Genomic DNA, 18,476 nt, shown 5'->3' on the forward strand with positions numbered 1-18,476 from the left:
CCCGTTCGCCACTGATCCACCCAGCAAGCTGGGCTTCACCGTTCGACTTGCATGTGTTAAGCACGCCACCAGCGTTCGTCCTGAGCCAGGATCAAACTCTCCGTAAAAGAAGAGAAACACCACGAACCCCCAAAAGAGCCCGCAGCATTCAACGATACTGGCCAGACCAAGCTGAACTGCTCAGTCCGATCCAAAGGAACCAAAAAGGTTCAAAAATACTTGGCATTGACTATCAAACACACTGTTGAGTTCTCAAACAACCGACGCACACCGCGCAACCAGAACCCCTTTCCAGGATCCCAGCCCCGCCGGGGCAACCCCTCAAACTTACCAGACCGTTCTCCCTCTTCCAAATCCTTGATCCGAAGATCAGAAGGAATCGAAAAGACGATCCGATCCCACAGGAAAGAATGCGCGAAGCATCCCGTCCGTGAAGGTGTGGGTTTCAGTCCCGGCCCGGCCACCGGTACCCAGCCTCTCGGCTGTCTCCTCGGTGTCCGTCGGCCCGTCGGGCTGACGTCGTAGAACATTACCCGGCCGGAGCGCCCTGTGCAACGTGGCCGGACGTGGCGCGCGCCACGTCCGGCCACGGGGCCCGGGATCGGCACCCGGACGGCTCAGGTCAGGCGCTCACCGGCTCCGGCTTCTCGCCACGAGCGAGCCGGCGCGCGGCGTCGAACTCCTCGAGCACGGCGCCGTCGGGCCGCGGTGTCAGGAGGCTGACCACCACAGCGACGAGCAGACCGATCGCGAACCCCGGGATGATCTCGTACAAGGAGTCCGCGAGGGACGACCGTCCCCAGACGAAGGCGACGACCGCCCCCGCGACCATCCCCGACAGCGCGCCCCACCTCGTGAGCCGGCGCCAGTAGAGGCTGAGGATGACCACCGGCCCGAAGGCCGAGCCGAACCCCGCCCAGGCGAAGCCCACCAGGTCGAGGATGGACGACGTGCGGTCCAGCGCGATGAGTCCCGCGACGACGGCCACGACGAGCACCCCGGCGCGCCCCAGCATGACCTCGGTCCGCGCGCTCAGCCGGACGCCCGTCATCTTCACGAGGTCCTCGACGAGCGCGGACGAGGAGACGATCAGCTGCGACGAGATGGTCGACATGATCGCGGCGAGCACGGCCGCCAGGACCAGCCCCGCGACCAGCGGGTGGAAGAGCAGCTGCGCGAGCACCAGGAAGATCGTCTCCGGGTTGTCCACGTCGAGCCCCTTCACCGTGGCGTAGGCGACGCCGACCAGCCCGGTCAGCACGGCGCCCAGTGCGGTGAGGAACATCCAGCCGATGCCGATCCGTCGTCCCGCCGTCGCGTCCTGCGGGCTGCGGATCGCCATGAAGCGCACGATGATGTGCGGCTGCCCGAAGTACCCGAGGCCCCACGCGAGCGCGGAGATCACCCCGGTGGCGGACGCCCCCGCGAGGAACGACAGGTGCTGGGTGCCGCCCGCCTCGTCGGCGGCGCGGATCCCGTCCTGCACCGCGCCCCATCCACCGAGGTCCACGATCGCGATGACCGGCACGGCCACGAGCGCCGCGAGCATGAGGAGCCCCTGGGCGACGTCGGTCCAGGTGGCCCCCAGGAACCCGCCGAAGAGCGTGTACGCCAGCGTCACCCCGCCGACGACGAGCAGGCCGGTGAGGTAGTCGAGCCCGAACGAGCTCTCGAAGAACGTGCCGCCGGCCACCATCCCGGACGAGACGTAGAACGTGAAGAACACCAGCACGATGAGCCCGGCAGCGATGCGCAGCAGGTGCGCCGGGTCGCGAAGGCGGTTGTCGAAGAAGCTGGGGATCGTGATCGAGTTGTTCGCGACCTCGGTGTAGGCGCGCAGCCGCGGGGCCACGAACTTCCAGTTGAGCCAGGCCCCGACGGTGAGCCCGATCGCGATCCACGCCTCGACGAGCCCGGTCGCGTAGATCGCCCCGGGCAGGCCCATGAGCAGCCAGCCCGACATGTCGGAGGCGCCCGCGCTCAGCGCGGCCACACCCGGGCTGAGCTTCCGGCCGCCGAGCATGTAGTCGTCCAGGTCGTCCGTGCGGCGGTACGCGGCGTAGCCGATGCCCAGCATCGCCAGCAGGTACGCGACGATCGCGATCGTCTGCCAGGTCTGATCGCTCATGCGATCGATCACCCTCTCGGTCGTGTCGTGCAGCGTCTGGCGCTGGACGCGCCGACCGCCGCAACGTGCGCGACGGACCGGGGCCAGGTCGGGACGCGGTCGGCGCTGACCTCGCTGCTGGGCCACCCCGTGGGGGCCGAAACGACCAACGGCCCGATCCTGGGTGAGGATCGAGCCGTTGTGTCTTTCGGTGCGCCCGGAGGGATTCGAACCCCCAACCTTCTGATCCGTAGTCAGATGCTCTATCCGTTGAGCTACGGGCGCAGTCCTGACCGGCGCATTCGCACCGACCGACGAGAACATTACAGCCCCCGGGCCGGTTCCCCAAACCGAGGTGCCCCATCGTGATGCACGACACCGGGACCGCGGCGGCGGACGCGAGCGCGACCACCACCGAGCAACAGAAAAGGCCCCGGGCGTTCAGCAGCCGGAGCCTTCCTGGCGGAGACGGCGGGATTTGAACCCGCGAACGGGTTGCCCCGTTACCACCTTAGCAGGGTGGCGCACTAGACCAGACTATGCGACGTCTCCTCGCGGTAGCACAGCAACACCGCGGCGCCCAGACTAACCGTCGACGCCGCCCAGGAGCAAAAGCCGCGCGCCGTCGTCCCCGCCACAACCCGGGCCGCGCTACGGTCTGGCGCATGCTGGACGACGACGACCAGGACCGCGGGCACCGCCACGACCAGGGCAGGGACCGTCCCCCGACGCCCTCCGACGCACGCCAGGAACGCCCCGGGCACGACGACTACGACGTCCTGGTGATCGGCTCGGGTTTCGGCGGCAGCGTCGCCGCGCTCCGCCTGACGGAGAAGGGCTACCGGGTGGGCGTGCTCGAGGCGGGACGGCGGTTCGCCGACGACGAGCTGCCACGCACCTCCTGGGACCTGCGCCGTTTCCTGTGGGCGCCGGCGCTCGGCTGCTTCGGCATCCAGCGGATCCATCGCCTCAAGGACGTGCTGGTCCTGGCGGGCGCGGGCGTCGGCGGCGGGTCGCTCGTCTACGCCAACACCCTCTACCGGCCGCTCGACCCGTTCTGGTCCGACCCCGCGTGGGCGCACGTCACCGACTGGAAGGCCGAGCTCGAGCCCTACTACGACCAGGCCGAGCGCATGCTCGGCGTCGTCGACTACCGGCGCACGACCCCGGCGGACGAGCTGATGCGGGACGTCGCCGACGACCTCGGGGTGGGCCACACCTTCCGGAAGGTCCGGGTCGGGGTGTACCTCGGGGAGGACGGCGACCGCCCCCGCGGCACACGGGGCCCCACCGTCGCGGACCCGTTCTTCGGGGGCGCCGGTCCCGACCGCAACCCCTGCCTGCACTGCGGCGAGTGCATGACCGGCTGCCGCCACAACGCGAAGAACACGCTCGTGAAGAACTACCTGCACCTCGCGGAGGGCGCCGGCGCCCGCGTGCACCCCCTGACCACGGCCACCGCAGTGGTCCCCCGTCCCGACGGCGGGTACGAGGTCCGCACCCACCGGACCGGACGGGGGTGGGCCGCCCGACGGACGTACCGGGCGCGGCAGGTGGTGCTCGCGGCCGGCACCCTCGGCACCCAGCGTCTGCTGCACGCGATGCGGGACAGCGGCGACCTGCCGCACCTGTCCGACCGCCTCGGGCACCTCACACGGACCAACTCCGAGGCGCTCCTCGGCGCGATGCGCCCCGCGCGCCACGGTCGGGCCGGCGAGCCCGACTACTCCGAGGGCGTCGCCATCACGTCGTCCTTCTACCCCGACCCGCAGACGCACGTCGAGCCGGTGCGGTACGGCCGGGGATCCAACGCGATGGGTCTGCTGCAGACGGTGCTGGTCGACGGCGTCGGCCCCGGGGAGGGGGCCCGCTGGCGCCGCTGGCTCCGCGAGCTGTGGCGGCAGCGGTGGCATCTGCGCTCCCTGTACGACCTGCGCGGGTGGTCGCAGCGCACCGTCATCGCGCTGGTCATGCAGAGCCGCGACAACTCGCTCACCACGTTCACGCGGCGCGGCCCGCTCGGCCGCCGCCTCACGTCCCGGCAGGGCACCGGTGCACCGAACCCCACGTGGATCCCCGCGGCGCACGACGCTGTGCGCGCGATGGCGACCCGCATGGGCGGGCTCGCCGGCGGCAGCGCCGGCGACCCCTTCGACGTGCCGATGACGGCGCACATCCTCGGCGGGTGCACGATCGGGGCGACCGCCGAGACCGGCGTCGTCGACCCCTACCACCGCGTGCACGGTCACCCGGGCCTGCACGTGCTCGACGGGTCCGCCGTCACCGCGAACCTCGGCGTCAACCCGTCGCTCACGATCACCGCGCAGGCCGAGCGTGCGTGCGCCCTCTGGCCCCACCGCGGGGAGGCCGACGCCCGGCCCGCACTCGGCGCGGCCTACGAGGTCGTCCCGCCGACGGCGCCCCGGCGCCCCGCCGTGCCTGCCGCCGCGCCCGGCGCGCTGCGCCTGCCGCTCGTCGAGATCCGCCACTCCTGAGCCGCCGGGGCTGGACAGCACGACGCCCCGACGGGTCATCGTCGGGGCGTCGTCACGCGGAGGGCGAGGGATTCGAACCCCCGGTGCATTGCTGCACAACGGTTTTCAAGACCGTCACATTAGGCCGCTCTGTCAGCCCTCCCAGGACGGCCGCACAGGCGCCCGTCCGGCTCAGCAGTGTACCGGCCGGGCACGGCCGCGGCCCCGGTCGCCGAGGGGCGTTCCGGGGCCGCGGGCCGACCTGCGGGCGTCGGGGCTCAGGCCGCGCCGCCACCCGAGCGCAGCTGGCGCATCGCGAGCTGGACGAGCGAGATGAGCGTCTGCTTCGTCGCCGCGCGCGAACGGGCGTCCGTGTAGAGCATCGGCACGTGCGCCGGGATCTGCAGCGCCTCGCGGACGTCCTCGAGCCGGTGCTTGGCGACTCCGTCGAAGCAGTTCACGCCCACGACGAACGGCACGCCCCGCGACTCGAAATAGTCGATCGCCGGGAAGCACTGCTCGAGGCGGTCGGTGTCGACCAGGACCACGGCGCCGATGGCGCCGCGGATCAGGTCGTCCCACATGAACAGGAAGCGATCCTGGCCCGGCGTGCCGAAGAGGTAGAGCCACAGGTTGCCCGGCAGGTTCACACGACCGAAGTCCATCGCCACGGTGGTGGTCGTCTTGCGGTCGGAGACCCCGCCCGCGTCGTCGACGCCCACCGAGTGCTCGGTCATCGCGGCCTCGGTGTTCAGCGGCTCGACGTCCGAGATCGAGCCGATGAACGTCGTCTTGCCCACGGCGAAGCCACCGGCCACGACGATCTTCGTGACCGTGGGCGCGCCGGCCGGCTGCGCGGGGGCAGCCGCGGGCGCGGGCTGGGCGGCCGACGCCTGGGGCGGCGCCGCGGGCACCTGCTGCGCGACCGGGCGCGCCGTCGCGGCGCCGGCCGGTGCTGCCGAGGCGGACGGCACCGACGTGATCGGGCCCTGGGCCGCTTGGGGAGGACGCACGTCCTCACGGGCGGCCGCCGAGGCGCCGCCGAGCACGCTCTGCCGCTGCGGGGCGCCGACCGCCGCCGGAGCGCCGCCGGCCGTCGGCCCGCTCACGGCGCCGACGGTCGGCGAGACCGGGGCCCACGCCGGGGACATCCCCCCGGAGGCTCCGGGCGCCGGGCTGTCAGAGGGCGGAAATGCCATTGAGAACACTCTCCAAGACGCTCAGTGACAGGCCCGAGTGGGAACTGCCGTGACCCGTGTGGACGTTCACCGGGGTCGAGGTGTGCACGGTGATGTGCCCCTCCTCCTGCATGTCCGCGACCAGGATGCGGACGACGCCGAGGGGCAGGCGCAGCAGCGCGGAGAGCTCCGCGATCGACACGTAGGTGTGCGCGGCGTGCTGCAGGATCGCCCGCTTCTCCGGGGTGAGACCGACGCTCGAGACAGCACCGGGCATCACCTCGACCAGCGCCTCGAGAGGCAGGTCGGACAGGGCGGAACGGACGCGGCCACCGGTGACCGCATAGGGACGCACCGTCGAGGCCTCGTAGCCGTCTGCCGAGTGCGCACCCAGAGAACCGAACGATGCGTGCGTCATGGTCGCGACCTCATCCCACCCGCGCGGAGCGCGTCGAGCCGTCCACCGGAAGGTTCCCACGCATCTCCGAGATCAGCTGCGGGGTGAGCGTGGCCTCGGTGCGGGAGACGAGCAACGCCATCTCGTAGCCGATGAGCCCGATGTCGCAGGACGACTCGGCCACCACGGCGAGGACGGACCCGTTCGAGACGTTCATCAAGAAGAGGAAGCCGTTGTCCATCTCGATGACGGCCTGCCGCACGTTGCCGCCGTCGAGCTGGCGCGCCGCCCCGCGCGTCAGGCTCGACATGCCGGAGACGATCGCGGCGAGCTGGTCACCGCTGGTGCGGTCGAGCTGGTCGGACATCGCCATGAGCAGACCGTCCGCCGAGACCACCAGCGTGTGGCGGCTGCCCGGGACGGTGCGCACGAAGTTGTCGAGAAGCCACCCGAAGTTGGTCGCTTCAGTACTGAGGGTCACGCTTCCTCCTCGTCGATACGCCGAAGGCGCAGGTCACCGCTGCTGCGGCGCGGATCCAGGGACATCATTCACGGTAGGGGCGGGCTGCGTCGAGGCCCGGACGGCCCCGGCGTCGTTCCGGCCGCGGCTCGTGGCCGACTGGAAGGCCGACAACCGCGACCGCAGCTGCTCCGGATCCCGCTCGATGCGGGCCGTGAACCGCTCGGTCGACGCCGTCGACTCCCCCGCCCGCTGACGCCGCGCGAGGCCGCCGGCCTCGTTCGCGACCGTCGTCGGGCGGTACGTCTGCTCGTCGTTCGTCGAAGTCACGTTCCCTTCCTGGAAGACGCCGCGCTGCAGCATCGTGGACATCTCCTCGTACAGGACGGCCGAGGCCATCCACTCCGAGCGTGCCTCGACGGTGTCAGGCACGAAGTGCGGGTCCAGCGGGTCGTAGCCCGCCGGCTCCGTCGGACGCAGCGGGAGGACCGAGCCGCCGTACGACGTCGCCGCCGCCGGCTCCTCGACCGCCTCGGGCCAGGGCGCGTCGGCCCGGGTCGTGTCGGCCGCGGGGGCCGCGCCGAACGCCGTCGCCGCGGGCCGGGCCGGCTCCGGCGCGACCTCCGTCGACGGCGGGAACGGCGAGGCGGTCGATGCCGCAGGGGCCACCGGCTCGTCGGCCGACGGCTTGCGACCGAACAGACCGCGCTTGCGGCCGCCCTGCGGCGCCGCCGCCTCCCGCGCGCCCCGGCGGGACGGCAGGTCGGCGATCAGGTCCTCGAACGCCGGCAGCTCCTGCAGGACGTCCTGCGCAGGAGCCTCGGACGGCGCGAGCGCGTCGCGCGCCGCGAACGGGCTCGAGGCCGCAGGCGTGACCGGGTCGAACGAGGGCCCGGCGACAGGCTCCGGGAACGGCTCGGGGACGGGCTCCGGGAACGGCTCGGAGACGGGCTCCGAGACCTCGCGCACGACCGGGTCGAACGCCGACGTCGTGGGCTCGGCGTACGGGGCGGGCGCGGGCTCGTGCCGCACCGGCTCCACGAACGCCGGCTCGGCGAACGCAGGCTCGGCGAACGCAGGCTCGGCGAACGCAGGCTCGGCGAACGCAGGCTCGGCGAACGCAGGCTCGGCGCGTGCCGGCTCCGCGAACGCCGGCTCCGCGAACGCGGCAGGACGGGCCGGCTCCGCCGGTGCGGGCGCGCCCCCGCGCGTCGGCAGCGCCACGGCAGGTGCCGCCTCGGTAGCCGGACGGTAGGGCTCCGGCTCGACGGGCGCGACGGGCTCCGCGACGGGCTCGGGAGCCGGCGCGGCGAAAGGCACCGCCGCGATCGGGACGTCCTGCGGCTCGGGCACCGCCGCGACGGGCTGGGCCAGCACGGCCGGCGCCGGGTCGGCCGGGGTGAGCGGGGCGAGCGCGTCCGGGAGGGCAGCCGGGTCCTCGGTCACCGCGTCGAGCTGGAGCGTGCTCTCCGTGTCGGAGGTGTCGATCGACCCCATCGACCGGAAGCTCGAGAAGAGCCCCGCGCGCTGGTCGACGCCCAGCACCGGCGCGGACACCGGCTCCGGCTCCGCGACGGGCTCGGGCTGCGCCCGGTGCCGGCTCGGCAGCGACGAGGCCGACGCCTCGACCTCGGCCGGCGGGCGCCAGGAGTCGGTGGTCGACTCGTCCACGAGGTCCGGCAGGTCGGGGGTCGCGAGCGGCGGCAGCACGATCGGGCCCGTGTCGACGCGCGAGCCGGCGTCACCGATACCGACGTCGGAGCGCCGACGGCGCGGCATGCCGACCGACGTCGTGCCGTCGGTGAGCGCGTTCAGGTCGACCGGGACCGCCGCCGGCGGCTCGGGCTCGGCCGGCACCTCGGAACGCACCGCCGACGCGACGGCGGGCGTCGGCATCGTCGGGGCCTCCACGGCCTCCGGCGCAGCGAACGCCGGAGCCGGCTCCGGGGCGCTGCCCGGCACCGAGCCGATCGGGGCGGAGGGCGCCGCGACGGTGCCCACGGGCTGGCCGAGGTCGGCGGCCGCGCTCTGCGTGGCGGCCTCCAGCGGGTCGGTCGGCTGGGGCAGCGGGAGCGCGTCGTCGGGCAGGAACAGGTCCGCCGGGAAGACGACCGTGACCTCGGTGCCCGTGCCCGACTCGCCGCCGCGGAACCGGACCTGCGCCTTGAGGCGGTCGGCCAGCCGGCCGACCACGTACAGGCCGAGGCGCTGCGCCCCGACGGCGTCCGACGCCGACCGGCTCGAGACCCTCGTGTTCGCGTCCGAGATCTCCTCGGGGCTCATGCCGAGGCCGTGGTCGCGGACGGTGACCACGACGCCGCGCTGGTCGCGCGCCGTCGACACCTCGACCGGCGTGTGCGGCTCGGAGAACATCGTGGCGTTCTCGAGCAGCTCCGCGATGAGGTGCGCGGCGCTCAGCGCGTTGTGGCCGAGCATGTGGGGGTCGACGCCCAGGTCGAGCCGGACGCGGTCGTAGAGCTCGATCTCGGACGACGCCGTGCGGACGACGTCCGAGATCGGCATCGGGTTGCGCACGCGGCGGCCGGAGTCGATGCCCGCGAGCACCAGCAGGGACTCGGCGTTACGACGCATCCGCGTGGCCAGGTGGTCGAGCCGGAAGAGGTTGGACAGGGTGCTCGGGTCCTCCTCGGACCGCTCCAGCTCGTCGAGGAACGACAGCTGGCGGTTGAGCAGCACCTGGTCGCGACGCGCCACGTTGACGAACATCTCGGCGATCGAGCCGCGCAGGGCGGCCTGCTCGCGGGCCACGACCATGGTGGTCTCGTTCACCTCGTTGAACGCCGCGGCCAGACGACCGATCTCGTCGACCGACTCCACCGGCACCTGGACGAGGTCGATCGACGGCGCCTGCCCCGGCACGGCCATCTGCTCCACCATGCGCGGCAGGCGGTCGCGCACCTCAGCCGTCGCGGAGGTGAGTCGGGCCAGCGGCTGCACGATGCGGCGTGCGATGAGCAGCGCCAGGAGGAACGACACGAGCACGACGCCGAACGCGGCCGCACCGGTCAGCAGGGCGGTCGTGCGGGCGTCGCTGGCCAGGTCGTTCGAGTAGTCGACGGCCGCGTCACGCACCTCGTCGCGCACCGGCTGCGTGGTGTCGACCCAGCCCTGGGAGAGGTCGTTCCACTGCGTGGCGGCCTCCGGGTCGATACCGGACAGGTTCAGGTAGCGCAGCTGCAGCCGCAGCTGGTCCAGGTCGTCCGCGTACGGCGGCAGCGTGAACTCGCCCGGGATCTGGTCGAGCTGCTCCTGCGCCTCCGTGCGCAGCAGGTCCGTCTGCTGCAGCGAGGTGACCATGCGCCCGTTGAGGTCGGCGCCCGGCGACTCACCCTGTGCGACGGCGGCGAGAGCGCCGCCCACGATCGGTCGCTCCAAGGTGTTGGAGAGCATCGCCTCGTCGAGGGCGGTATAGGCGTTGATGTGTCGGGTGAGCCCGGCGTCGTCGCCGCTCTGGGCGACGGAGCGCGGCACGTCGAGCGCGTTGTCGATCAGCGACGAGTACTGCTCGGTGGCACGTGCCTCCGTGAGCTGGCCGGACGTGACCTTGCGCTGCAGCTCGTCCAGCACCGTGCGGTCGCGCAGCGTGCGGCTCACCGCGTCCTGGACGTTGGTCGGCAGAGCGGTGACGTCGAGCACCTCGAGCGCCTCGTCACGGGCGTCGAGAGCACGGTCGGTGGTCTCCTGCGCCTTGACCAACGCCTTCGTGGCACCGGGGATCCCCAGCTCCGCGGCGATGTTCGTGGCGCGCTCGGCGGCGACCGCGGAGCCCGCGGCGTCCTGCAGCTCCAGCGACTCCATGAGAGCCGCCGTCTGCTCGGCGCTGCGGTTCTCCTGCAGCGACTGCCAGGTGATCCAGCCCGCCGTCAACGCCAGGACGAAGATCGGCACGGCGAGTGTCGCAAGAATCTTCCCGCGAACGCCCAACCTGCGGAGCATCTGAACCTCTCTCCAACACAGTTCGTCGAGGCGGGCGGCCGTCGCCGCCCGATCCCCGGATGGGTGCCATCACGTCCGGCACCACCCCTCGCGCCCGGCGGGGCTTCCAGACGCGCGAGTAGGCTCCATCGGTGTGCGAGCGGTCACGATATCGGCACCTGGCGGTCCAGGGAAACTCACCCTATCCCTCGTCAACCTGGGCAAACCGGGCCCCGGCGAGGTGCTGGTCGATGTCAGCGCTGCGGGGGTCAACCGCGCTGACCTGCTGCAACGCTCCGGAAACTACCCTCCGCCGGAGGGTGCTCCCGAGTGGCCGGGCCTCGAGATCTCGGGTACGGTCCGCGCGCTCGGCCCGGGGGTGACCACCTGGGCGCCCGGCGACCGCGTCGTCGCGCTGCTCGAGGGCGGCGGGTACGCGGAGCAGGTCGTCGCCCGCGCCACCCAGCTGCTGCCCCTGCCGGACGGCGTCGACCTCGTGGACGCCGCCGCGCTGCCGGAGGCCGTCTGCACGGCCTGGACCAACCTCGTCGACACCGGCCGGCTGCACGCCGGGGAGACGGTGCTGGTGCACGGCGGCTCGGGCGGCGTCGGCAGCATCGCGATCCAGCTCGCCGCCGCGCTGGGGGCCCGCGTCGTCGCCACCGCGGGTGGACCGGACCGCGCGGCACGCTGCGTCGAGCTCGGCGCGGACGTGGGCGTCGACCACCGCACGCAGGACGTCGTGGCCGCCGTGCGCGACGCGACCGGCGGTCGCGGTGCCGACGTCGTGCTGGACGTGCTCGGAGGCGGCGGCCTCGCGGACAACGTGCGCGCGCTCGCCCCCGGCGGCCGCCTGGTCGTCATCGGGCTCCAGCAGGGCCGCAGGGGCGAGCTCGACCTCAATGCCCTCATGGCCAAGCGCGCGTGGGTGACCGGCACCCTGCTGCGCCCGCGCAGCGCCGCGGAGAAGGCCGCGCTGGTCGCGACCGTGTGCGAGCGGGTGTGGCCCCTGGTCGCCGACGGGCGGGTGCGGCCCGTGGTGCATGCCCGCGTGCCCTTCGCCGAGGCGCCGGCCGCGCACGAGCTGCTCGAGTCCGGTGCCGTGTTCGGCAAGGTGCTCCTGGTGCCCTGACCGGCCCGCGTCACCCGGGTGGGCCACACTGGGAGGCATGACCGAGAGCGACGACAGCACTCGCGAGACCGCCGACACCCTGCCCCGCGTGGTCACCCCCGGCGGGGGCGCCGCCGGGCCTACGACGGGCGAACAGGCACCGACCGGCGACGCAGCCGACGAGCAGGAGACGTCGCGCATCGAAGAGCCTGCCAAGGTCATGCGCATCGGCGGCATGATCAAGCGGCTGCTCGACGAGGTGCGCGACGCCCCGCTCGACGACGCCGCCCGCACCCGTCTGGCCGAGATCCACGAGCGCTCCCTCACCGAGCTGGAGGAGGGCCTCTCGCCCGACCTCGTCGACGAGCTGCACCGCATCACGCTGCCGTTCTCCGACGAGGGAGTGCCGTCGGACGCCGAGCTGCGCGTGGCCCAGGCCCAGCTGGTGGGCTGGCTCGAGGGCCTCTTCCACGGCATCCAGACCGCGCTCGTCGCGCAGCAGATGGCCGCGCAGGCGCAGCTCTCGCAGATGCGCCGCGCCCTGCCGCCGGGAGCGCACCCCGCGCCGTTCGGGCCCGGCCCGGGCGCTCCCGACGGCGCCGGCCAGCCTGGCGGGCCCGGGCCCGGGCCCGACGACCGACGCCCCACCCCTGGCCAGTACCTGTAACGGTCGGCACGTGACGCGGGCCGACCGCTCCAGGTACCGGCCCGGGGAGGCGCCGGGGCCCGGAATCAAGTGCGCGCCGTCATCACGATGGCGCTGGAGACGAGGGCGAGGCCGGCCAGCTCGGGCCAGGTAGGAACCTGCTGCAGGACGACGGCGCCGACGAGGACGGCGGTCGCGGGCAGCAGGGCGAGCAGCACGGAGAAGGTCGCCATGCCGACGCGCCGCAGCACCACCTGGTCCAGCACGTACGGGACGACGGACGAGCAGACCGCCACGACCAGGAGGAAGAGCAGCAGCGGCACGTCCGTGACGACCGTCGCGGTGGACGACGCGAAGAACGGGGCGAACGCGACGGCTCCCGCCGCCATGCCGACGGCGAGCCCGTCGACCCCGCTCCCCGCGCCTGCGACACGCTTGCCCAGCACGATGTAGCCCGCCCAGCACGCGGCGGCGGCGAGCACCGCGGCCAGCCCGATCACGGCGTCCTCGCGAGGGATCCCGGAACCCAGCGTGACGCCGGCGAGCAGCGCCACGCCCCCGGCGGCGACGACGATCGCGGCCCGCTCCTGCCACCCGCGGCCCGTGACGGCGGCGACCGCCACGGGGCCGAGGAACTCGATCGCGACGGCGACGCCGAGCGGCAGATGGTCCACCGCCACGTAGAACACGATGTTCATCGCCGCGAGGACGACGCCGAACAGCGCCGCCGACACGAGGTCGCGGCGGGTCCAGCGACGACGCCAGGGGCGCCGCCACGCGAGCAGCACGACGGCAGCGAGGACGATGCGCCACCAGCTGACGGTCGTGGCGCCGAGCCGGTCGAAGAGGCCGACGGCGACGGCCGCTCCCGCGTACAGGGTGAGCCCGGAGACCAGGAAGAGGACGGGCGCCGGCACGCGGTCCAGCGCTCCGCTCGGCGGAGGGGCGGGGGTCGGCACCCAGGGAGCATACGGGCGCCGCGCGGACGGCCAGGCCCCGCGACGGGGAGTTCTCCCCGGCCAGGATGTGGACGACGCGTGCGGGATCTCTGGACGAACCGTGCGGGCGCCCCCTACGCTCGCGGGGCTACCGGGGGCTCGCGCGCGACTCCGCGCGCACCGGAACCCTGTCGGGACCGGCGCCCCCTCCATCGACCCAGTGAGGCCGTCATGTCGTTCCCGGACGCGATCAAGTCCGTCTTCTCGCAGTACGCCACGTTCTCGGGCCGCGCGCGCCGCTCCGAGTTCTGGTTCTGGTACCTGTTCCTGGTGATCATCTCCGCGGTGGGGGGCATCCTGCTCGGCATCGTCGGCTCGGCGTCCCTCGACACCGCGACCGGCACGTTCGGCGCCGGGTTCTACGTCCTCACCGCGCTGATCTCGATCGTCTGGCTGGCCCTGCTCCTGCCGACGCTCGCCGTCATGGTCCGCCGCCTGCACGACCAGGACAAGTCGGGCTTCTTCTGGTTCATGACGCTCATCCCGCTGGCGGGCCCGATCATCATGATCGTCTTCTACGCCACCGCGGGCACCGTGGGCCCGAACCGCTTCGGCCCGGACCCGAAGGGCCTGCAGGCCCCCGCCGGGCAGTACGGCGCGCCGGCGGTCTGACACCACGCACGGCAGACGGCGGCCCGGGCCGAGGGATCCCCTCGACCCGGGCCGCCGTCGTCGTACCCGGCGCCGTCGCGTCGCCGTCGTCGCGCGGCGCGGCGCTCAGCCCTTGACCGCCCCGGCGAGCATGCCGCGGACGAAGAAGCGCTGGAGCGCGATGAACACGATCAGCGGCACGATCATCGCGATGAACGCACCGGCGGTGAGCAGGTACCAGTCGCCGCCGCGCGTACCGGCCAGCTCCGCGATCTTCACCGTCAGAGGCTGGTACTCCGGTGCCGCGAACGTCAGGCCGACGAGCAGGTCGTTCCACACCCACAGGAACTGGAAGATCCCGAACGACGCGATCGCCGGGATCAGCAGCGGGAAGAGCACGCGGAAGAAGATCTTGACGTGCCCCGCCCCGTCCACGCGGGCGGCCTCGACCAGCGACGCGGGGATGTCCTTCATGAAGTTGTGCAGCAGGAAGATCGCCAGCGGGAGCGCGAAGATCGAGTGCGAGAGCCACACGGTCCAGTAGCTGCCGTTGACGTTCCAGTCGACGTAGTCGGACAGCAGCGGCACCAGGGCGATCTGCAGCGGCACCACCTGCAACGAGAAGACCGCGACGAACAGGAAGTTCCGGCCCGGGAACCTGATCCACGCGAACGCGTACGCGGCCAGCAGCGAGAGCGTGATCGGGATGAGGACCGCGGGGATCGTGATGACGAACGAGTTCACGAAGAACGTGGACAGGTCGTTGCTGTTCCCGTAGAGCGCCTCGTTGTAGTTGTCCATCGTGAACGAGGCGTTGCCCGTGAAGACCGTCCACCAGCCCGTACGGCGGATGTCCTCCTGCGGGCGGAAGGACGTGATGAGCAGCCCGAGCGAGGGGATCGTCCAGAGGATCGCGATGATGATCGCGATCGCGGACGCCCACGGCGAGCTGAGCTTGCCCTTGGTGGCGATCGCCCGGCGCTCCAGGCGCGAGAGCTTGCGGAGCTGCTGGCTCGGGACGTCCTCGTCCAGCGCGGAGCCCGCGACGGCCTGGCCGGGGGTGGGGGTCGAGGTCATCGGATCTCCTCCGACTTGCGCATCTGCCGCACGTTGTACGCGATGATCGGGATCACCAGGACGAACAGGACGACGGCGAGCGCCGCCGCGAGCCCCTGGTTCCCCTGCCGGAACGCCTGCGTGTAGAACTCGTTGGCCACGACCTGCGTGCCGAACTGTCCGCCCGTCATGGTGCGGACGATGTCGAAGGCCTTGAGCGTGCCCATCGCGATCGTCGTGAGCACCACGACCAGCGCGGGCCGGATGCTCGGCACCGTGATGTAGCGGAACATCCCCATGCCGTGCAGCCCGTCGAGGCGCGCCGCCTCGACGATGTCGTCCGGGATGGCCTTGATCGCGGCGGACAGCACGGTCATGGCGAAGCCGGTCTGGATCCAGATCATCACCACGATGAGGAACCAGGTGTTCCACGGCTGCCCGATGAGGAACTGCTGCGGCGGCAGACCGACCCACACCAGCACCTGGTTGAGCAGGCCGATCTGGTTGATGTTCGCCTGGTCGGGGCGGAACTCGTAGACGAACTTCCAGATGATCGAGGCACCGACCATCGAGATCGCCATCGGCACGAAGACGAGCGCCTTGGCGAGCTTCTCGAACCGGGTGCGGTCCACGAGCACCGCGTACCCGAGGCCGATGACGGCGCTCAGCAGGGGCGCCAGGATCACCCAGGCGGCGGTGACCACCAGCACCTGCTGGAACTGGCCCTCGGTGAAGGCGCGCACGTAGTTGTCGAAGCCGATGAACTCGGAGCCGTTGCGGTTGAAGAACGACTGCCACAGCGTGATGAGCCCGGGGCGCAGCAGGCCGTAGGCGAGGAACAGCAGCGGCACGCCGACGAAGCCGGCCGCCACCACCCACGACGGGATCCGCTTCGGCCGGTCCACCAGGAACAGGATGAGGCCCATCACCGCGGCGAAGAGCACCACGGCGACCACCATGAGCATGAACTTCTGCCCCGTGGTGTCAGGCTCGAGCAACCAGGTCATCGATGACCTCCTCGAGGAGTGGGGACGGAGTCAGGAGCGACGCGCGGTCCGGGGACGTCGTGGGACGTCCCCGGACCGCGCCGTCGAGCGAGATCACGCGGCGTACCGGCTCACTTCGGCCAGGACGCCTCGATCTTGTCGGTGGCCTCCTGGGTGCTCGCCCCGGTGAGCCACTGCACGATGCCGGTCCAGAACGTGCCAGCGCCCACCTCGCCCGGCATGAGGTCCGAGGCGTCGAACGCGACGACCGTCTCGGGGTCGGTGAGGACGCCCGCCACGTACTGGTCGAACTCCGTCGCGAGGTTGTTCGGGTCGAGCCCGCTGTTGGCGCTCACCCAGCCGCCGTCAGGCGTGCTCAGCGCCTTCTGGTTGGCCCAGTCCGCGCTGGCGAGGTAGGTCTGGAACGCCTGCACCTCGGGCCGGTCGTTGAACGCGGCCACGAACTCGCCGCCGCCGAGCATCGGCTTGACGTCGGTCTGGTCCGTCGGCAGGTAGAACGCGAACACGTCGCCCTGCTCGGACACCTCGGTGCCCTCCGGCCACTGCGTCTGGTAGAAGTTCGCCGCGCGGTGCATCCAGCAGGTCTGGTCGATGATGCCGTTGCCGGCGTCGGTCCACGACTGCGTGGCGATCGAGTCGACGCCGCCCAGCCCTGCGTTGACGTAGTCCGGGTTCTTGAGAACTTCACCCGCGGTGTCCCACGCCTTGACCACCTTCGGGTCGTTGAACGGGATCTCGTGGGTGTACCACTTCTCGTAGTCCTCGACGCCCGCGGTGCGGAGCATCATGTCCTCGATGAAGTCCGTGCCCGGCCAGCCGGTCGCGTCGCCGGACTCGACGCCCGCGCACCAGACCTGGCCGCCGGTGTCGTCGCGGATCTGCTGCGTGAGGTCCATCAGCTCGGTCCACGTCTGCGGGATCTCGTAGCCGGCGTCGGAGAACATCGACGGCGAGTACCACACGAAGGACTTCGCGTTGGCGCCCAGCGGGGCCGAGTAGAAGGTGCCGTCGACCGTGCCGTAGCCCTTCCAGGTCTCGTTCCAGAACTCGTCGACGTTCGCGGCCGTCGCGTCGGGCGCCGGCTGGATCGCGTCCGGGTAGTCGGTGGCGATCGTGTTGAGCAGGCCGGGCTGCGGCAGGTAGGCGATGTCGGGCGCGTTGCCCGCCTTGATCCGCACGAGCAGCTGCGCCTCGAACTCGCGCGACGCCTCGTAGTCGATCGTGACGCCCGTGCACTCCTCGAAGGCCTTGTAGGAGTCCTGCTGTGTGGCGCCCTCAGGGTCCACGATCGAGGTGTAGACGCTCACCGTCTTGCCGTCGAGGTCGCCGAACTCGTCGTAGGCGGCACAGTCGATGCCCGCTGCGGAAGCGCTACCACCCCCGGTCTCGTCGCCCGTCCCACCTTCGCCGTCCGGGTCGCTGCACGCGGCCAGCACGAGCGCAAGGCTCGCGCCGGTGGCCGCCAGCGCCAGGGCGCGTCGCCGCGCCGTCGTCGTTCGTGTGGTCATGCCAAGCTCCTCCACTGCGTCGTGGTTCACGGAAGTTTGCCCACCGGTCGGCGGCCCGCGATCCCAGGTCCCCCTAGACCGGGATACTGCCTCCACCCAGAGTCGATCGCACCTGCACCGCTCGATGCAAGTTCCCGCAACGAGTTTCACGGTCACGACTCGGTGACGATTCATGACACCCTGAGACCCGGACCCCCGCCACGAGCCCTTCGAGAGGACCCCCATGATCGAGCTGAGGAGCCCGCGAGAGATCGACCAGATGCGCCCTGCGGGACGCTTCGTGGCCGAGGTGCTCACGGCCGTCCGTGACGCCGCCGACGTCGGGGTGAACCTCCTCGAGCTCGACGCGCTCGCCCACCGCATGATCCGCGACCGCGGCGCCGAGTCCTGCTACATCGACTACCACCCGTCGTTCGGTGCGATGCCGTTCGGCAAGGTCATCTGCACGTCGGTGAACGACGCGGTGCTGCACGGCCTGCCGCACGACTACGCCCTTCGCGACGGCGACCTGCTCACCCTCGACTTCGCCGCGTCGGTCGACGGCTGGGTGTCGGACTCCGCCGTCTCCTTCGTCGTCGGCACCTCCGCCTCGCCGCAGCGCGCCGCCGCCGACGCGAAGCTCATCGAGACCAGCGAGGTGGCCCTCGAGGCCGGCATCGCCGCCGCCGTCGTCGGCAACCGCGTGGGCGACATCTCCGCCGCCATCGCCAAGGTCGCCCGCGGTGCCGGCTACGAGATCAACACCGACTTCGGCGGCCACGGCGTCGGTCGCACCATGCACGGGGACCCGCACGTGCCGAACGACGGTCGCGCCGGCCGCGGCTTCCCGCTCAAGCCGGGCCTCGTCATCGCCATCGAGCCGTGGTTCCTCGAGACCACCGACGAGATCTTCACCGACCCGGACGGCTGGACCCTGCGCTCCGCCGACGGCTCCCGCGGCGCGCACAGCGAGCACACCATCGCGATCACCGACGACGGCCCCGTCGTCTTCACCGCTCGCGGCTGAC

The 18,476-nt window shown here is 71.9% G+C and carries 14 protein-coding genes, 3 tRNA genes, 1 rRNA gene and 1 pseudogene; 6 read left to right on the forward strand and 13 right to left on the reverse strand.

Annotated features, from left to right (window positions below):
* From B5Y66_RS08055 to B5Y66_RS08070, 4 genes are all read right to left on the reverse strand, one after another.
* A 16S ribosomal RNA gene (locus tag B5Y66_RS08055) occupies positions 1-107 on the reverse strand; the annotation flags it as partial.
* A gap of 515 nt (positions 108-622) precedes the next feature.
* Positions 623-2,128 carry a sodium/proline symporter PutP gene (gene putP, locus B5Y66_RS08060; protein WP_139820800.1) on the reverse strand — a complete coding sequence of 502 codons (1,506 nt, stop codon included), beginning with the start codon at positions 2,126-2,128 and terminating at the stop codon, positions 623-625.
* 191 nt (positions 2,129-2,319) lie between these two features.
* A tRNA-Arg gene (locus B5Y66_RS08065) sits at positions 2,320-2,392 on the reverse strand.
* A 175-nt stretch (positions 2,393-2,567) separates the two neighbouring features.
* Positions 2,568-2,659 (reverse strand) — tRNA-Ser (locus tag B5Y66_RS08070).
* A gap of 113 nt (positions 2,660-2,772) precedes the next feature.
* Between B5Y66_RS08070 and B5Y66_RS08075 the strand changes: the two genes are divergently transcribed.
* Positions 2,773-4,602 carry a GMC oxidoreductase gene (locus tag B5Y66_RS08075; RefSeq protein WP_079573340.1) on the forward strand — a complete coding sequence of 610 codons (1,830 nt, stop codon included), beginning with the start codon at positions 2,773-2,775 and terminating at the stop codon, positions 4,600-4,602.
* Positions 4,603-4,659: 57 nt separating this feature from the next.
* Here B5Y66_RS08075 and B5Y66_RS08080 read toward each other — a convergent pair.
* From B5Y66_RS08080 to B5Y66_RS08095, 4 genes are all read right to left on the reverse strand, one after another.
* A tRNA-Ser gene (locus tag B5Y66_RS08080) sits at positions 4,660-4,744 on the reverse strand.
* Positions 4,745-4,859: 115 nt separating this feature from the next.
* Positions 4,860-5,495, reverse strand: coding sequence for a GTP-binding protein (locus B5Y66_RS08085; protein WP_079574331.1), 636 nt, complete (start codon positions 5,493-5,495; stop codon positions 4,860-4,862).
* Between the two features lie 265 nt (positions 5,496-5,760).
* Complete coding sequence (locus B5Y66_RS08090; RefSeq protein WP_079573342.1) at positions 5,761-6,177, reverse strand: DUF742 domain-containing protein; 417 nt, start codon at positions 6,175-6,177, stop codon at positions 5,761-5,763.
* Positions 6,178-6,187: 10 nt separating this feature from the next.
* The gene (locus B5Y66_RS08095) at positions 6,188-6,637 is read right to left on the reverse strand and encodes a roadblock/LC7 domain-containing protein (protein ID WP_079573344.1); all 450 of its coding nucleotides are present in this window, start codon (positions 6,635-6,637) and stop codon (positions 6,188-6,190) included.
* A gap of 970 nt (positions 6,638-7,607) precedes the next feature.
* On the opposite strand from B5Y66_RS08095, the gene B5Y66_RS23260 reads away from it, so the two are divergent.
* A complete protein-coding gene (locus tag B5Y66_RS23260) occupies positions 7,608-7,871 on the forward strand; it encodes a hypothetical protein (protein ID WP_407656382.1) in 264 nt (87 codons plus the stop codon).
* Positions 7,872-8,725: 854 nt separating this feature from the next.
* Here B5Y66_RS23260 and B5Y66_RS23265 read toward each other — a convergent pair.
* Positions 8,726-10,573, reverse strand: a pseudogene (locus B5Y66_RS23265) (nitrate- and nitrite sensing domain-containing protein); the annotation flags it as partial.
* 133 nt (positions 10,574-10,706) lie between these two features.
* On the opposite strand from B5Y66_RS23265, the gene B5Y66_RS08105 reads away from it, so the two are divergent.
* Positions 10,707-11,684 (forward strand): NAD(P)H-quinone oxidoreductase, encoded by a 978-nt coding sequence (locus B5Y66_RS08105; RefSeq protein WP_079573348.1) that lies wholly within the window; start codon positions 10,707-10,709, stop codon positions 11,682-11,684.
* Positions 11,685-11,721: 37 nt separating this feature from the next.
* Positions 11,722-12,330 carry a bacterial proteasome activator family protein gene (locus B5Y66_RS08110; RefSeq protein WP_079573350.1) on the forward strand — a complete coding sequence of 203 codons (609 nt, stop codon included), beginning with the start codon at positions 11,722-11,724 and terminating at the stop codon, positions 12,328-12,330.
* Positions 12,331-12,395: 65 nt separating this feature from the next.
* On the opposite strand, the gene B5Y66_RS08115 is transcribed toward B5Y66_RS08110, so the two are convergent.
* Complete coding sequence (locus B5Y66_RS08115; protein WP_079573352.1) at positions 12,396-13,226, reverse strand: EamA family transporter; 831 nt, start codon at positions 13,224-13,226, stop codon at positions 12,396-12,398.
* A 252-nt stretch (positions 13,227-13,478) separates the two neighbouring features.
* Here B5Y66_RS08115 and B5Y66_RS08120 point away from each other — a divergent pair, with 252 nt between their 5' ends.
* Complete coding sequence (locus B5Y66_RS08120; RefSeq protein WP_079573354.1) at positions 13,479-13,919, forward strand: DUF805 domain-containing protein; 441 nt, start codon at positions 13,479-13,481, stop codon at positions 13,917-13,919.
* A 105-nt stretch (positions 13,920-14,024) separates the two neighbouring features.
* Here the strand turns inward: B5Y66_RS08120 and B5Y66_RS08125 are convergent, their stop codons facing one another.
* From B5Y66_RS08125 to B5Y66_RS08135, 3 genes are all read right to left on the reverse strand, one after another.
* Positions 14,025-14,975, reverse strand: coding sequence for a carbohydrate ABC transporter permease (locus tag B5Y66_RS08125; RefSeq protein WP_079573356.1), 951 nt, complete (start codon positions 14,973-14,975; stop codon positions 14,025-14,027).
* Complete coding sequence (locus tag B5Y66_RS08130; RefSeq protein ID WP_079573358.1) at positions 14,972-15,961, reverse strand: carbohydrate ABC transporter permease; 990 nt, start codon at positions 15,959-15,961, stop codon at positions 14,972-14,974. The genes B5Y66_RS08125 and B5Y66_RS08130 overlap by 4 nt, the downstream gene beginning before the upstream one ends.
* Positions 15,962-16,071: 110 nt before the next feature.
* Positions 16,072-17,469 (reverse strand): ABC transporter substrate-binding protein, encoded by a 1,398-nt coding sequence (locus B5Y66_RS08135; RefSeq protein ID WP_079573360.1) that lies wholly within the window; start codon positions 17,467-17,469, stop codon positions 16,072-16,074.
* 223 nt (positions 17,470-17,692) lie between these two features.
* Here B5Y66_RS08135 and map point away from each other — a divergent pair, with 223 nt between their 5' ends.
* A complete protein-coding gene (map, locus tag B5Y66_RS08140; protein ID WP_079573362.1) occupies positions 17,693-18,475 on the forward strand; it encodes a type I methionyl aminopeptidase in 783 nt (260 codons plus the stop codon).
* Position 18,476: the final 1 nt, after the last annotated feature.

Origin of the sequence: Krasilnikoviella flava (assembly GCF_900167525.1) — a bacterium.
Classification (GTDB): Bacteria; Actinomycetota; Actinomycetes; order Actinomycetales; family Cellulomonadaceae; genus Isoptericola; species Isoptericola flavus.

What these genes read in the sequence shown, in the direction of transcription:
- B5Y66_RS08110 (WP_079573350.1), top strand. Translation starts at nt 11,722, where the DNA reads ATGACCGAGAGCGACGACAGCACTCGCGAGACCGCCGACACCCTGCCC.
- B5Y66_RS08135 (WP_079573360.1), bottom strand. Translation starts at nt 17,469, where the DNA reads ATGACCACACGAACGACGACGGCGCGGCGACGCGCCCTGGCGCTGGCG.
- B5Y66_RS08125 (WP_079573356.1), bottom strand. Translation starts at nt 14,975, where the DNA reads ATGACCTCGACCCCCACCCCCGGCCAGGCCGTCGCGGGCTCCGCGCTG.
- map (WP_079573362.1), top strand. Translation starts at nt 17,693, where the DNA reads ATGATCGAGCTGAGGAGCCCGCGAGAGATCGACCAGATGCGCCCTGCG.
- B5Y66_RS08130 (WP_079573358.1), bottom strand. Translation starts at nt 15,961, where the DNA reads ATGACCTGGTTGCTCGAGCCTGACACCACGGGGCAGAAGTTCATGCTC.
- B5Y66_RS08075 (WP_079573340.1), top strand. Translation starts at nt 2,773, where the DNA reads ATGCTGGACGACGACGACCAGGACCGCGGGCACCGCCACGACCAGGGC.
- putP (WP_139820800.1), bottom strand. Translation starts at nt 2,128, where the DNA reads ATGAGCGATCAGACCTGGCAGACGATCGCGATCGTCGCGTACCTGCTG.
- B5Y66_RS08120 (WP_079573354.1), top strand. Translation starts at nt 13,479, where the DNA reads ATGTCGTTCCCGGACGCGATCAAGTCCGTCTTCTCGCAGTACGCCACG.
- B5Y66_RS08090 (WP_079573342.1), bottom strand. Translation starts at nt 6,177, where the DNA reads ATGACGCACGCATCGTTCGGTTCTCTGGGTGCGCACTCGGCAGACGGC.